The sequence below is a fragment of the Mycobacterium sp. 48b genome (assembly GCF_048282725.1).
In the GTDB taxonomy this organism is placed as follows: domain Bacteria; phylum Actinomycetota; class Actinomycetes; order Mycobacteriales; family Mycobacteriaceae; genus Mycobacterium.
In genome coordinates, this window is the sequence record NZ_JBLVUL010000001.1 from 6,459,980 (window position 1) to 6,472,605 (window position 12,626).

General features: G+C 66.1%; 15 protein-coding genes. 7 read left to right on the plus strand and 8 right to left on the minus strand.

What is annotated here, in order from left to right; all coding sequences use genetic code 11:
* Positions 1–59: 59 nt before the first annotated feature.
* From ACNQR1_RS31570 to ACNQR1_RS31580, 3 genes are read right to left on the minus strand one after another with little or no spacing between them, the layout of a single operon-like run.
* A complete protein-coding gene (locus ACNQR1_RS31570) occupies positions 60–368 on the minus strand; it encodes a DUF3349 domain-containing protein (RefSeq protein WP_418049467.1) in 309 nt (102 codons plus the stop codon).
* Between the two features lie 10 nt (positions 369–378).
* Complete coding sequence (locus tag ACNQR1_RS31575; RefSeq protein ID WP_418049468.1) at positions 379–663, minus strand: hypothetical protein; 285 nt, start codon at positions 661–663, stop codon at positions 379–381.
* A gap of 36 nt (positions 664–699) precedes the next feature.
* On the minus strand, positions 700–1,974 hold the full coding sequence (locus ACNQR1_RS31580; protein WP_418049469.1) for an anion permease: 1,275 nt from the start codon (positions 1,972–1,974) through the stop codon (positions 700–702).
* A gap of 265 nt (positions 1,975–2,239) precedes the next feature.
* Between ACNQR1_RS31580 and ACNQR1_RS31585 the strand changes: the two genes are divergently transcribed.
* The 3 genes from ACNQR1_RS31585 to ACNQR1_RS31595 are packed head-to-tail and all read left to right on the plus strand — an operon-like array spanning position 2,240 to position 4,416.
* A complete protein-coding gene (locus ACNQR1_RS31585) occupies positions 2,240–2,602 on the plus strand; it encodes a DUF3349 domain-containing protein (protein ID WP_418049470.1) in 363 nt (120 codons plus the stop codon).
* Between the two features lie 50 nt (positions 2,603–2,652).
* Positions 2,653–3,771: an o-succinylbenzoate--CoA ligase gene (gene menE, locus ACNQR1_RS31590; protein ID WP_418049471.1), complete on the plus strand. Its 1,119-nt coding sequence runs from the start codon at positions 2,653–2,655 to the stop codon at positions 3,769–3,771.
* A gap of 30 nt (positions 3,772–3,801) precedes the next feature.
* Positions 3,802–4,416: a pyridoxamine 5'-phosphate oxidase family protein gene (locus ACNQR1_RS31595; protein ID WP_418049472.1), complete on the plus strand. Its 615-nt coding sequence runs from the start codon at positions 3,802–3,804 to the stop codon at positions 4,414–4,416.
* Here ACNQR1_RS31595 and ACNQR1_RS31600 read toward each other — a convergent pair.
* Both ACNQR1_RS31600 and ACNQR1_RS31605 read right to left on the minus strand, forming a co-directional pair.
* Positions 4,410–5,231: a GNAT family N-acetyltransferase gene (locus ACNQR1_RS31600; RefSeq protein WP_418050575.1), complete on the minus strand. Its 822-nt coding sequence runs from the start codon at positions 5,229–5,231 to the stop codon at positions 4,410–4,412. The two genes, ACNQR1_RS31595 and ACNQR1_RS31600, sit on opposite strands and share 7 nt — an antisense overlap.
* A gap of 96 nt (positions 5,232–5,327) precedes the next feature.
* Positions 5,328–5,990 (minus strand): TetR/AcrR family transcriptional regulator, encoded by a 663-nt coding sequence (locus ACNQR1_RS31605; protein ID WP_418049473.1) that lies wholly within the window; start codon positions 5,988–5,990, stop codon positions 5,328–5,330.
* A 188-nt stretch (positions 5,991–6,178) separates the two neighbouring features.
* Between ACNQR1_RS31605 and ACNQR1_RS31610 the strand changes: the two genes are divergently transcribed.
* The 4 genes from ACNQR1_RS31610 to ACNQR1_RS31625 are packed head-to-tail and all read left to right on the plus strand — an operon-like array spanning position 6,179 to position 10,314.
* Positions 6,179–6,604 (plus strand): MmpS family transport accessory protein, encoded by a 426-nt coding sequence (locus ACNQR1_RS31610; RefSeq protein WP_418049474.1) that lies wholly within the window; start codon positions 6,179–6,181, stop codon positions 6,602–6,604.
* A complete protein-coding gene (locus ACNQR1_RS31615; protein WP_418049475.1) occupies positions 6,601–9,504 on the plus strand; it encodes an RND family transporter in 2,904 nt (967 codons plus the stop codon). Before ACNQR1_RS31610 ends, ACNQR1_RS31615 begins: the two co-directional genes overlap by 4 nt.
* Positions 9,504–9,833, plus strand: a complete 330-nt coding sequence (locus tag ACNQR1_RS31620; RefSeq protein ID WP_418049476.1) for a DUF732 domain-containing protein — start codon at positions 9,504–9,506, stop codon at positions 9,831–9,833. Before ACNQR1_RS31615 ends, ACNQR1_RS31620 begins: the two co-directional genes overlap by 1 nt.
* A gap of 16 nt (positions 9,834–9,849) precedes the next feature.
* Positions 9,850–10,314 (plus strand): DUF5078 domain-containing protein, encoded by a 465-nt coding sequence (locus ACNQR1_RS31625; protein ID WP_418049477.1) that lies wholly within the window; start codon positions 9,850–9,852, stop codon positions 10,312–10,314.
* Positions 10,315–10,328: 14 nt separating this feature from the next.
* Here the strand turns inward: ACNQR1_RS31625 and ACNQR1_RS31630 are convergent, their stop codons facing one another.
* From ACNQR1_RS31630 to ACNQR1_RS31640, 3 genes are read right to left on the minus strand one after another with little or no spacing between them, the layout of a single operon-like run.
* The gene (locus ACNQR1_RS31630) at positions 10,329–11,456 is read right to left on the minus strand and encodes a nitronate monooxygenase (RefSeq protein ID WP_418049478.1); all 1,128 of its coding nucleotides are present in this window, start codon (positions 11,454–11,456) and stop codon (positions 10,329–10,331) included.
* A 59-nt stretch (positions 11,457–11,515) separates the two neighbouring features.
* Complete coding sequence (locus tag ACNQR1_RS31635) at positions 11,516–12,292, minus strand: S-methyl-5'-thioadenosine phosphorylase (protein ID WP_418049479.1); 777 nt, start codon at positions 12,290–12,292, stop codon at positions 11,516–11,518.
* A 6-nt stretch (positions 12,293–12,298) separates the two neighbouring features.
* Complete coding sequence (locus tag ACNQR1_RS31640) at positions 12,299–12,586, minus strand: hypothetical protein (RefSeq protein WP_418049480.1); 288 nt, start codon at positions 12,584–12,586, stop codon at positions 12,299–12,301.
* Positions 12,587–12,626: the final 40 nt, after the last annotated feature.

Here is a 12,626-nt window from a genome sequence, read left to right on the forward strand (position 1 = left end):
GATCGGCCCGATCAACAGCCCTGATGCAGAAAACGGCGGCCTGAAAGGGGTTCGCAGGCTCAGCGCGCCGGCGTCGACAACGGCCAGCCCACCGAGGCCAGCCGCGCCGCAACCTGGTTGATCTCTTCGGGGTTCGGGTCCTTGTCGATGACATTGCGCACGGCCAGACGGATCTCGTTGTCGGTGACCGGGTTGTCGCCGGTGCTGGACTTCAAGATGTCGTGGGTGGCCTGGACCACCTCGTCTTCGGTCAGCGACCGGGTCAGCAGCGCCAACAGGGCGAACTGATCGGTGGGCGGCACGCCCTCGGGGTAGCCGGCACGCAGCCAGTTCAGAACGTTGTCCAGGAAGCTCGTCGTCTCGGTCACGATGCTCCGCTCACTTCTTGGGCAGGAACGGGAAGAGGTCGATGCCGGTGTGGTGGATGATCGTGGTCCGCGTGATCCACGCGATGGCAACCAGGATCACCAGACCGACCAGGGCGAACAACGCCAGCCCGAGGAACCTCAGGGCGGGGTTGGCGGCGTGGGTGGTGCCGTCGGCGTTCGCGCCGCCGGCACCGTTGGAGTAGGCAACGAGTCCCGCGGCGAACACCGCAGGCAGACCGGCGCCGAGGATCAGCCCGACTACGAGCACCTTGAAAATGGCTTCCAGATAAGTCATTGCGATTCCTTGTGTCCGCTTATGCGATCGGGGCGATCAGACGCTGGCTTTGTCGGCGCCGGGCTTGTTCTCGGCGCTGGGCGTGGCGGGCTTGGCGGCGTCGCGCACGTCGGCGGGCACCACCGAGTTGGTGGAGTGGTCCCAATCGGCGTTGACGTTGCTGTGGTCGACCTTCTGCTGCTGCGCGCGCCACCACATGTACCCGGACAGGGCGACCAGGACCAGGAAGATGAGCCCGTCACCGGCGAGCGCCGAAGAGGTCAGCGACTCGACACCGTGGGACAGCCAGAAAGCCAGCGCGCCGACGATGCCCGCGGCGGGCAATGTCACCAGCCAGGCGACCGCCATGCGTCCGGCGACCGCCCAGCGCACCTCGGCCCCGGGCTTGCCGACGCCGCTGCCCAGGATCGATCCGGTCGCCACGTGGGTGGTCGACAGGGCCATACCGGCCGCGCTGGAGCTCAGGATGATTGCGGCCGAGGAGGCTTCGGCGGCCAGACCCTGCGGGGACTCGATCTCGACCAGGCCCTTGCCCAGGGTGCGGATGACCCGCCAACCGCCGATGTAGGTGCCCAGGCCGATGGCCAGCGCGCAGGAGGCGATGATCCAGAACGGCAGCCCGTTGTTCTTCACGTCACCGCTGAGGTGACCGGTGGTGATCAGGGCGAGCGCGATGACGCCCATGGTCTTCTGCGCGTCGTTGGTGCCGTGGGAGAGCGCGACCAGCGACGCGGTGGCGATCTGTCCCCAGCGGAAGCCGGCCTCGCGACGCTTCTGCGCGACGTTGCGGGTGATGCGGTAGACCAGCCAGGTGCCGCAGCCGGCCACCAGGCAGGCGATCACCGGGGCGGCCACCGCCGGGATGAGCACCTTCTGGGTGACGCCGGTCCAGTTGACCCCGGCCAGGCCGATCGCAGCCAGACCGGCACCGATCAGCCCACCGAACAGCGCGTGCGACGAGCTCGACGGGATGCCGAACAGCCAGGTCAGCAGGTTCCACAGGATGCCGCCGATCAGGCCCGCGAAGATGATCGTCAGCCCGGTCGAGGCATCGATCGTCGGGATCAGGGCTCCGGTCTTGGAGTCCTGGATCTTCAGCACCGAGCTGGTGACGGTGATCGCGACCTCGACCGAGAGGAACGCACCGACCAGGTTCAGCACCCCGGCCAGCAGCACCGCCGTCTTCGGCTTGAGAGCGCGGGTGGCGATCGAGGTGGCCATGGCGTTGCCGGTGTCGTGAAAGCCGTTTGTGAAGTCAAAAGCCAGTGCCGTTGCTATCAACAGCACCAGGACGATCAGCTCAGCGCTCATGGCGGTAATTCTGTAGGACCATTGGCGATTTTGACCAGCCGGAAACACCTTGCTGAGCTGGGAATTCGAATACGCTGCGAATGAGTTCACCGAGTGTTCATCTGCCTACCCCGGATTGTTCGCCGGGGCGGTTTGCCGATCCTCGCGCGGCCGATAAGTTCACTGCGAGCCAGAGTCGGCTGGCACCACTAACATCAATGCGGTCCTCCGGCTCAAACTCGTATGGCCGGAGGAACCTCGCTCGGGTGCATCAGGAGTAGGCACAGTGAACGCTTTTCTCGCGAAGATCGCGGCCTGGCTGAACGCCGGGTACCCCGAGGGGGTGCCCGGGCCAGACCGGGTGCCGTTGTTGGCGCTGTTGACCCGGCGCCTGACCAACGACGAAGTCAAGGCCGTCGCACGGGATCTCATCGATCGCGGTGATTTCGATCACATCGACATCGGTGTGCTGATCACCCAGATCACCGACGAGCTGCCCCGCGCCGAGGACGTCGAACGGGTGCGCGAGCGGCTGGCGGCCAAGGGGTGGCCGTTGGACGATCCGCGCGATGCCGAGGAAGCCGGCGGCGCCGACGATCCCATCGGAAACAACGGCGACGACCCGAAAGAGCCAGGGGGCCCGGCATAGCCGTCCTTCGCCCCGTCACCGTCGGATCGACGACGGATACGTTGCTGGCAGTGCTCGATGACGTCCTGACCGGACGCGGCTCGGCGATCCTGCCGGTCCCCGCCGACGACGACCGTCAGAGTGCTTTGCTGACAACCACTTTGCGCGCCGGCGAAGCGATCGACGACGACGTCGCGGTGGTGATCTCCACCTCGGGCACCACCGGCACACCCAAGGGCGCGCTGCTGACCGCCGACGCGCTGCGGGCCAGCGCGACGGCCACTCACGCGCGACTGGGCGGTGACGGACGGTGGCTGCTCGCCCTGCCCGCACATCACATCGCGGGCCTGCAGGTTCTGGTGCGCAGTCTGCTGGCAGGCACGGCGCCCGTCACCGTCGCCGCGTCCTTCGACTCGGGCGAGTTGCCCGCTGCGGTGGCCGCTTTGGGCGCTGGACGCCGCTATGCCTCACTGGTGGCGGTGCAGTTGGACAAATCCCTGCGTGATCCGGCCGCCGCGGAGGCGCTGGCCGACCTCGACGCCGTGCTGATCGGCGGCGGGCCGATGCCGGCCGGAGTGGCCGAACGCGCGGTCGCGGCCGGGGTGAACGTGGTGCGCACCTACGGGATGAGCGAGACCGCGGGCGGCTGCGTGTACGACGGCGTGGCGCTCGACGGCGTGAAGGTGCGTCTGGCCGGAGCCACCCCGGCGCCGACATCAGGTGCGGCTTCCCGCGTCATGCTGGGCGGCGCCACCGTGGCCAGGGGCTATCGCAACCCGGTCAGCCCCGACCCGTTCGCCGAGCCGGGCTGGTTCCAAACCGATGATCTTGGCACCGTGGATGATTCGGGTGTATTGCGGATTCTTGGCCGGGTCGACGACGCGGTCAGCACCGGCGGTCTGACGGTGCTGCCGCAACTGGTCGAATCGGCATTGGCCAGCCATCCGGCGATCGCCGAGTGCGCGGTTTTCGGGGTCCCCGACGAGCGTCTGGGCCAGCGGGTGGTGGCCGCGCTGGTACTCACCCCGGGTGCATCGGCCCCCGACGTGGCCGAGCTGCGTGGCCACGTGGCGCAGACCCTCGACGCAACCGCGGCACCACGAGAAGTCCACGTCGTCGAGGCGTTACCCCGGCGCGGCATCGGCAAGGTGGACCGCCGGGCGCTCATGGCCCGATTCGGTAGCCGATAAACCATTCGCCATCGCAGGCATGATGGAGGCATGCGCCGAGAAGTGACCTCCGCGGATGAGCTGCGCGCCATCGTCGGGCAACCCACCGCAGCCGTCGCCAAGAAGGTGACCGACCGCCTGTCGGAAGCTCAGCAGGGCTGGCTCAAGCAGTCGCCACTGGGCTTCGTGGCGACCACCGATGCGCACGGCCGCGTCGACGTCTCCCCCAAGGGCGACCCGCCGGGATTCGTCCAGATCCTCGACGACACCACGATCGCCATCCCGGAGCGGCCCGGCAACCGGCGCGTCGACGGCTTCCTCAACGTGCTGCAGCGCCCGCACGTGGGCACGGTGTTCGTCATCCCGGGCCGCGGGGACACCCTCCGGATCAACGGCACCGCCCGGATCCTCTCCGATGCAGACTATTTCGACGCCATGACGGTGGACGGCAAGCGGCCGATCCTGGCCCTGGAGATCGCGATCGAAGAGGTGTTCTTCCACTGCCCCAAGGCATTCCTGCGCTCCGAGACGTGGAAGCCCGAGACCTGGAACCCGACGGCAGTGCCCTCGGTTGCACAGATGGCCAAGGCTTTCAAGCCCGATCAGAGCCAGGAGGAACTCGACGCGTATTACAGCGAGGACAACCTGCGCAAGATCCTCTACTGAACCGCCTCAACCGGTTTCACCAGGATCGCCCGGGTGTAGAGCAGCTGGAAACCCCGGCGCTGCACATTGTGCTGTGACTTGGAGCCGGGGGCCGTTGTCACCACCGCGATCTCGCATCCGGCGTCGGCGGCCTCGGCCAGCCGCGCCGCCAACAGCGCAGCCTGTACCCCACGGCGCCGGTGGGCAGGCGCCGTCGCGGCTCCGGCCAGTTGGGCGATCCGGCCGCTCAGCCGCATCATCCCTCCCCCGGCGACCGCTCCGTCGCGCAACGCGACATATGCGGTGGCCCCGGCCTTTTCCATATCCCGTTCGGCCCGCTCGATGATGTCGGCGGGGAACTGTTCGTGGCTGACCGGGCCCTCACCGTCGGGATGGGCGAAGCCCTCCACCACGACGTTCACCCACGCGGTGAGATCGTCGGCCCGGCGCACCTGCACATCGGTCACCGGCGGGCGCTCGTCGTGGATCGGCCTGCCCAGCACGTTCTCGAACTCGACGAGGCGATAGCCACGGCCGGACAACAATTCGGTGATCTCAGGGTCGGCCAGGCTGGCCAGTTCCACCCGGGTGGAACTGCCCCTGGCCGCGAAGGCGCGTTCGATCTCGCCCAGCACCGCTTCATCAGGCAATCCGTCGAAGCCGAGGCCCACCACCTTGTTCATCGGCGATTGCGCCTCCGCAAAACAGGCGTACCCCCCGGCGACGGGCAGGACCAGCCCGTCCGCACCACGGTGTCCGGCAGCGTGCGTCGCCGCCGCGATCAGCTCCGCCTCAGCCTTCTCGATGCGCCCCGCCAGATCGACACCGCAGAACATTTGATCCGTCTCGGTTCCCGAGTCACCTTTGATAGCCACGTCGATATTGTGCCCGCACAGGCATTTCCGAAACGTGGCTACCGACCCTGGCGACGGTCAGCGGGGCGGCCCCGCGGGTTCCCACGTCTGCATCGCTGTATCGAGCTCATCGCTGTCGAGCGCTTTCACCGGAATCGGCGCCTGGTCGTCGTGGTAGCGCATGCCGTCCAACAGGATGGCCACATACCGGCGCCACAGCTCGGCGTCGACGTGTCCGGCGAATTCACTCACGGTGCCGGACAGAAGCCCGAAGAGCGGCATGTCCGTGGACGACACCTCCGGCCGCAGATGACCGTCGCCTTGCGCCCGCTCGACAAGTTTGGTCAACGCCGGGACGAGCCGATCCTGACAGGCCTTGACCCGGTCGCCCCCATAGCATTTGCTGAACGCGATCTCGCGCAACCCGCGGTCGGTGGCCGTGATCTCGCACATGCTCTCGACGTACCACGCGAATCCCTGCCACGAATCTTCATGCTGCAGTGCGATTTCAGCCAGCGCGGTGAGTTGATCCATGCCGTCGGCGAAGATGGCCTCGAGCAGCTCTTCCTTCGTCGCGAACCGCCGGTAGACCGTGCCCACCCCGACGTTCGCGTACCGCGCCACGTCATTGAGCGTCGCTTCAAGACCTTTCTCGGCAAACAGTTCCCGCGCGGCATCGAGCACCCGCTGCCGGTTGCGTTCTGCGTCCCTGCGCAGTACGCGACGTGTTTCCTCGGTCATATCTCTCAGTTTAAGTGATCGGGGTCATAAGTGGATTGATCCTATCCACTTCTTCGGCTAACTTTACCCTCGAACTGCGTAGGCCGCCTAACAGCCAGGTCGTCGCGAGCGCATCGAAAGTCGGGAGGCCATACATTGACTGCAGTCCACGCGAGGCATCACGTCACCGCACTCCCCCTGCCACCGCAATGCTGAAGACCGCCCGCCGGATCTGGCTCCCCGTCCTGATCGTCATCGCCATGGGGGCCGGCGCGCTGATCGTGATGAACGTCCGCAAGGTCTTCGGCGCACATCCGGTGATCATCACCGACACCACGTCGGACAACGCCGAAGACTTCAACCCCAAGTTCGTGAAGTACGAGATCTTCGGTAACGGCGGCACTGCCGTCATCAACTACATGGACCTCGAAGGCAGGCCCCAGCGCACCGGAACTGTGCCGCTGCCATGGACTTTGACGCTGCAAACCACGTTGCCGTCGGTCCAGCCCAACATCATGGCCCAGGGCGACGGGGACAGCATCAGTTGCCGAGTCACTGTCGATGACCAGGTCAAAGAAGAGAGAACGGCTACTGGATTGAACGCACAAACTTTCTGCTTTGTGAAGGCAGCATGAGCGCGCCCACGGACGACACCCCGACCGACGCCATCGCAACCGGGCGCCACGCCGCGCCTCCGCGCCCAGCGATCCCACGATTCATCCGGGCGTTCGCCCTGCCGATCATCCTGATCTGGATCGTGATCGTCGCGCTGCTCAACACCGTTGTGCCGCAACTCGAGGTCGTCGGCAAGATGCGCGCGGTGTCGATGAGCCCCAACGACGCTCCGTCGATGATCGCCATCAAAGAGGTCGGCAAGAAGTTCCAGGAGTACGACACCAGCAGCTCGGTGATGGTTGTCCTCGAGGGCGACAAGCCGCTGGGCCTAGAGGCGCACATCTTCTACGACCAGATGGTTCGTGACCTGCGCGCCGATACCACCCACGTGCAGCATGTGCAGGACTTCTGGGGCGACACCCTGACCGCCAAGGGCGCCCAGAGCCGCGACGGCAAGGCCGCCTACGTGCAGGTCTACATCGCCGGCGACCAGGGCGAGACACTGGCCAACGAGTCGGTCGAAGCGGTGCGGCGCATCGCCACCGAAAGCCCCGCGCCCGACGGCGTGAAGGCCTATGTGACCGGGTCGGCGGCCTCCAGCACCGATCAGAACATCGTCGGCGACGAGAGCATGCAGCTGATCGAGCTCGTCACCTTCGGCGTCATCGCGGTGATGCTGCTGGCGGTCTACCGGTCGATCATCACCACGCTGATCGTGCTGGTGATGGTGGTGCTCGAATTGTCCGGCGCCCGTGGACTCGTCGCGCTGCTGGGCTTCCACAATTTCTTCGGTCTCACGACGTTCGCGACCAACATGCTGGTGACCCTGGCCATCGCCGCGGCCACCGACTACGCGATCTTCCTGATCGGCCGATATCAGGAAGCACGAAGAGCCGGCGAAGACAAGGAAGCGGCCTACTACGACATGTTCCACGGCACGGCCCACGTCGTACTCGCGTCGGGCCTGACCATCGCCGGCGCGACGTTCTGCCTGCACTTCACCCGCCTGCCGTACTTCCAGACCATGGGTATCCCGCTGGCGATCGGCATGACGATGGTGGTCGCCATGGCGCTGACCCTGGGGCCGGCCGTCATCTCGGTGTTGAGCCGCTTCGGCAAGATCCTCGAGCCCAAGCGGCATTCGAACTCGCGTGGATGGCACCGGGTCGGTACCGCCACCGTCCGCTGGCCGGGCGCAATCCTGGTGTGCGCCATCGTCGCAGCGTTGGTCGGCCTGCTCGCCCTGCCCGGCTATCACACCACCTACAACGATCGCATCTTCCTGCCCAAGGACGTCGGGACCAACATCGGATACGACGCCGCATTCCGGCACTTCTCGCAGGCCAAGATGAACCCGGACCTGATGATGATCGAGTCCGACCGGGATCTGCGGAACCCGGCCGACTTCCTGGTGATCGACAAGATCGCCAAGGCCCTCAAGAACGTGCACGGCATCGCCCAGGTGCAGACCATCACCCGTCCCGACGGCGACCCGATCAAGCACTCGACGGTGCCGTACACGCTGGGCCAGAGCGGGACGCCCCAGCTGATGAACAACGACTACGCGCAGACCAACCTTCAGAATCTGCTCAGCCAAGCCAACGATCTGCAGACCAGCATCGACTCGATGACCGAGATGATGAACATCCAGACCGAACTGGCCGCGGTGTCGCAGCGGATGGCCGACAAGATGAAGACCACGTCCGGCGACATGTCTGAAGTACGGGACCACCTGGCAGATTTCGACGATTTCTTCCGGCCGATCCGCAATTACTTCTACTGGGAGCCGCACTGCTTCGACATCCCGATGTGCTGGTCCATGCGGTCGATCTTCGAAAGCCTCGACGGCATCAACACGATGTCCGACGACTTCCAGGATCTGGTTCCGGAGATGCAGCGCATGGCCGACCTGATGCCGCGAATGGTCGCCGTTCTGCCTGCGCAGATCCAGACCATGAAGAACCAGAAGCAGATCCTGCTGAACCAGTACCAGGTGCAGAAGGCCCAGCAGGATCAGACGATGGCGATGCAGAACACCGCCACCGCCATGAGCGAAGCGTTCGATACGGCCAAGAACGACGATTCGTTCTACCTGCCGCCGGAGGCCTTCGGGACCGACGACTTCCAGCGGGGCCTCAAGCTGTTCATGTCACCTGACGGACATGCGGTGCGGTTCACCATCATTCACCAGGGTGATCCACTGACCCCGGAAGGCACATCACGCATCGCACCGCTCAAGGTTGCCGCGACCGACGCCATCAAGGGCACACCGCTGGAGGGATCCAAGATCTACCTCGGCGGCAGCTCGGCGACGTTCGCCGACATGCAACAGGGCGCCGACTACGACCTGATCATCGTCGCCGCGGCGGCACTGATCCTGATCTTCATCATCATGTTGGTGCTCACCCGCGCCGTGGTGGCCTCTGCGGTGATCGTCGGCACGGTGGTGCTGAGCCTGGCCTCGGCCTTCGGACTGTCGGTCCTGCTCTGGCAGCACATCGTGGGAATCCCATTGCACTGGATGGTGATGCCGATGTCGGTCATCGTCCTGCTGGCGGTGGGCGCGGATTACAACCTGCTACTCGTCTCACGAATAAAGGAAGAGATCCACGCCGGGCTGAAGACCGGAATCATCCGAGCCATGGTCGGCACCGGTGCGGTGGTCACCTCCGCAGGCCTGGTCTTCGCCTTCACCATGGGATCGATGGCCGTCAGCAGCCTGATCGTCATCGGTCAGGTCGGAACGACGATCGGTCTGGGCCTGCTGTTCGACACGCTGGTGGTGCGGTCGCTGATGACGCCGTCCATCGCCACACTGCTCGGACGCTGGTTCTGGTGGCCGCAACGTGTCCGCCAGCGCCCGGTGCCGCAACCGTGGCCGAAGCCCATCCAACGCGAGCCCGAGGAGGCCCTGGTCTGATGAAACGTCTGCTGATAGCCCTGTCGTTCTGTGCCGCAACCAGTGTCGCTCTCTCGGCTCCGGCATACGCCGATCCGGACACGGATTTCGCCAACGAGTTGCACACCTTCGGGATCTACGGGCAGAAGGACTACAACGCCTGGATCGGCAAGCTCATGTGCAAGCGGTTGCACAACGGCGTCGACCACAATGCGCAGGACTCGGTCGGTTTCGTGAAAAAGCAACTGGCCAAGGACAGCTCCGACGCCCAGTCGTGGCAGTTCCTGGGCACCGCCATCAACTACTACTGCCCCGATCAGCGCTTCGTCTACGAACAAGCCGCGCACTGAAGGACTTTGGAGCAACATGTCGAACCGCAAGACCCTCGGTAACCTGATCCGCACCGGTGTGGCCGCCTGCACCGTCGCCGGCGCGCTGGCCGGGGCCGGCATCGCAAGCGCCGACGCCACCGACGACTACCCGATCCCCAACCGGATCCTGCGCACCCCCTGCACCGCCGAGCAGATCATGGCCGCCGCCCGCGACGTCGAGCCGGTGTACTACGAGCGCTACATGATCGACTACAACAACAAGCCGGTCGCCGATCAGCAGGGCGCCCAGGACCGGATCCACTGGTTCTTCTCGATGGACTACGCCGGTCGCCGCCAGTACTCCGAGAACACGGCGACCAACGCCTTCTTCGAGAACATGTCCTGGCGCTGGCCGAACTGGGCCAAGCTGTTCTTCAACAACAAGGGCGTCGCGGCCAACACCACCGACATCTGCCAGAACTACCCGGCAGGCGACATGTCCGTCTGGGACTGGCACTGACGGGTCCGGCCGGCTCAGTCCGGGAGTGAGTTGCTCAACCGCTCGGTCGCGGCGAGGTAGTCCTCGATGAACTCGCGGACCACCTCGCGGGCCGGCTTGACCTTGTTCATCAAACCCACACCCTGCCCGACGAAGTAGGTGGCCAGTGCCTGCGCGCCCGGATGCCCCTGGGCGGCAAGCACATCCACGCGCCGGATGATCGGCTCGGCCAGCATGTTCTGCAGCGGCAGCGGAAGGGTCTGGTGGCCACCGGGATTCGGCTGCCATGCGTCGGTCCACTCCGACTTGAGCTGGCGGGCCGGCTTGCCGGTGCGCCCGGTCGAGCGCACGGTGTCCCGTGAGGTCGCCTCCAGCATCTTCTGCACGGTGTGCGGCGCGGTCTCGGCCTCCTCGGTGGTCAGCCACACCGAGCCGGTCCAGGCCCCGGCCGCACCCATCGCGACCGCCGCGGCCATCTGCCGCCCGGTGACGATGCCCCCGGCGGCCAGCACCGGGATGTCGCTGCCCGCCTGCTCCAGCGTCTCCAGCACTTCCGGCACGAGCACCAGGGTCGACACCTCACCGCAGTGTCCGCCGGCCTCGGTGCCCTGCGCGACGATCAGGTCCACCCCGGCCTGCACCTGCTTGAGCGCATGCTCGCGGGCACCCACCAGGGCCGCGACCGGTACGCCGCGCTCCCGGCCTGCCTCGATCATGTAGTCCGGCGGCACCCCGAGCGCGTTGGCGATCAGCTTGATCGGGTGGCTCATCGCCACATCCAACAACTCGCGGCCGGTGTCGCCGGAAAGCGAAGACCCGCCCGTACGCTGCTTTTCCTCGGGCTCGATGCCGTGATCGGCGAGCAGTTGCGCCACGAACTCGCGGTATTCGGCGGGGATGCGGTCGGTGAGCTGTCCCCGCGACAGTTTCTCGCCCTTGCCCTCGAACTTCGCGGGCACGATGATGTCGGCGCCGTAGGGCTTGCCGCCGACCTGCTCGTCGATCCAGGACAGCTCCTGGTCCAGCTGCTCGGGGGTGTAGGCCGTGGCGCCCAGCACGCCGAAGCCGCCGGCGTTGGTCACCGCGGCCACCACGTCACGGCAATGGCTGAAGGCGAAGAGCGGAAAGTCGATACCGAACTGCTCACAGATCGCGGGTTTCACCCCGTCAGTATTGGCACCCCGACTTGACGGGTGTCAAGAGGGGGGCCGATCAGACGGTTTCAGGGCAGCTCGAACGGCAACTTCACCCCGTCGTGAGCCAGGCAGTGTGTGCAGGCGCGCTCACCGTCTACCGCTTCCAAGGCCTCGTGCACCAGCTTCTTGAACGGCACCAGATTGCGCTCGAATTCGGCGAAGACGTCCACCGTCGTCACCCCGGAACCAGCCTCAATCCCGGCGTCCAGGTCGGTAACCAAAGCGATTGCCGCATAACACATCTCGAGCTCACGGGCCAGGACGGCCTCGGGGTAACCCGTCATGTTGACCAGGGTGAAGCCCTGGTCGGCGAACCACCGGCTCTCCGCGCGGGTGGAGAACCTCGGCCCCTGGATCACCACCATGGTGCCGCCGTCGACCACGCCGGGAAGCGCGGCCGCGGTGGTCCGCAGTGCCGGGCAGTACGGATCGGCGAAACCCACGTGGATGCCGCCGGAGTCGAAGTACGTATCGGGGCGGCCACGGGTGCGGTCCACCAACTGATCGGGCACCACGATCGAACCCGGGCCCAGCTCCGTCGTCAGGCTGCCCACCGCGCAGGGAGCGAAGATCCGGCGCACCCCCAAGGTGCGCAGGGCCCACATGTTGGCCCGGTACGGGACCGTGTGCGGCGAGAACTCGTGGTTGACCCCGTGCCGGGGCAGGAAGGCCACCTCGTGCCCGCCCACCGCGCCGACCGTGATCGGCGCGCTCGGCGCACCGTACGGGGTGTCCACGGTGACGGTGCGGGCCTCGGGCCCGAAGAACGAATAGAAACCGCTACCGCCGATGACGCCGAGCATGCAGTGCTATTCGGCCTCGTCGTGGGGCTTGACGGGATCCGCCGGGGTCTCGTCGAGAACCGTGTCGACGCCCGCGTCGAGGTCGTCGTCGAAGTCGTCGAAGTCCTCGTTCGCCTTGCGGGCGCCGTCGGCGATCTCGAAGACATCGGTGGCCAGGCCACCGATGGCGGTCGCGACGTCTTTGACGGCCGTGGTGATGATCGAGGTGACATGCCCGACCGTGGAGGCCACTGCCTCGACGGATTCCTGCAGCACGTCCTTGCCGATCTCGGTCTTGCTGAGCTGCTCCTTCATGAGGCTCAGTGTAAGAGTCCGCGCGAGGTGGCACCGGGTC

Coding starts and splice junctions, on each gene's coding strand:
- ACNQR1_RS31615 (WP_418049475.1), top strand. CDS start 6,601: ATGAGCGCGCCCACGGACGACACCCCGACCGACGCCATCGCAACCGGG.
- ACNQR1_RS31625 (WP_418049477.1), top strand. CDS start 9,850: ATGTCGAACCGCAAGACCCTCGGTAACCTGATCCGCACCGGTGTGGCC.
- ACNQR1_RS31640 (WP_418049480.1), bottom strand. CDS start 12,586: ATGAAGGAGCAGCTCAGCAAGACCGAGATCGGCAAGGACGTGCTGCAG.
- ACNQR1_RS31595 (WP_418049472.1), top strand. CDS start 3,802: ATGCGCCGAGAAGTGACCTCCGCGGATGAGCTGCGCGCCATCGTCGGG.
- ACNQR1_RS31605 (WP_418049473.1), bottom strand. CDS start 5,990: ATGACCGAGGAAACACGTCGCGTACTGCGCAGGGACGCAGAACGCAAC.
- ACNQR1_RS31575 (WP_418049468.1), bottom strand. CDS start 663: ATGACTTATCTGGAAGCCATTTTCAAGGTGCTCGTAGTCGGGCTGATC.
- ACNQR1_RS31620 (WP_418049476.1), top strand. CDS start 9,504: ATGAAACGTCTGCTGATAGCCCTGTCGTTCTGTGCCGCAACCAGTGTC.
- ACNQR1_RS31600 (WP_418050575.1), bottom strand. CDS start 5,231: ATGTTCTGCGGTGTCGATCTGGCGGGGCGCATCGAGAAGGCTGAGGCG.
- ACNQR1_RS31580 (WP_418049469.1), bottom strand. CDS start 1,974: ATGAGCGCTGAGCTGATCGTCCTGGTGCTGTTGATAGCAACGGCACTG.
- ACNQR1_RS31635 (WP_418049479.1), bottom strand. CDS start 12,292: ATGCTCGGCGTCATCGGCGGTAGCGGTTTCTATTCGTTCTTCGGGCCC.
- ACNQR1_RS31610 (WP_418049474.1), top strand. CDS start 6,179: ATGCTGAAGACCGCCCGCCGGATCTGGCTCCCCGTCCTGATCGTCATC.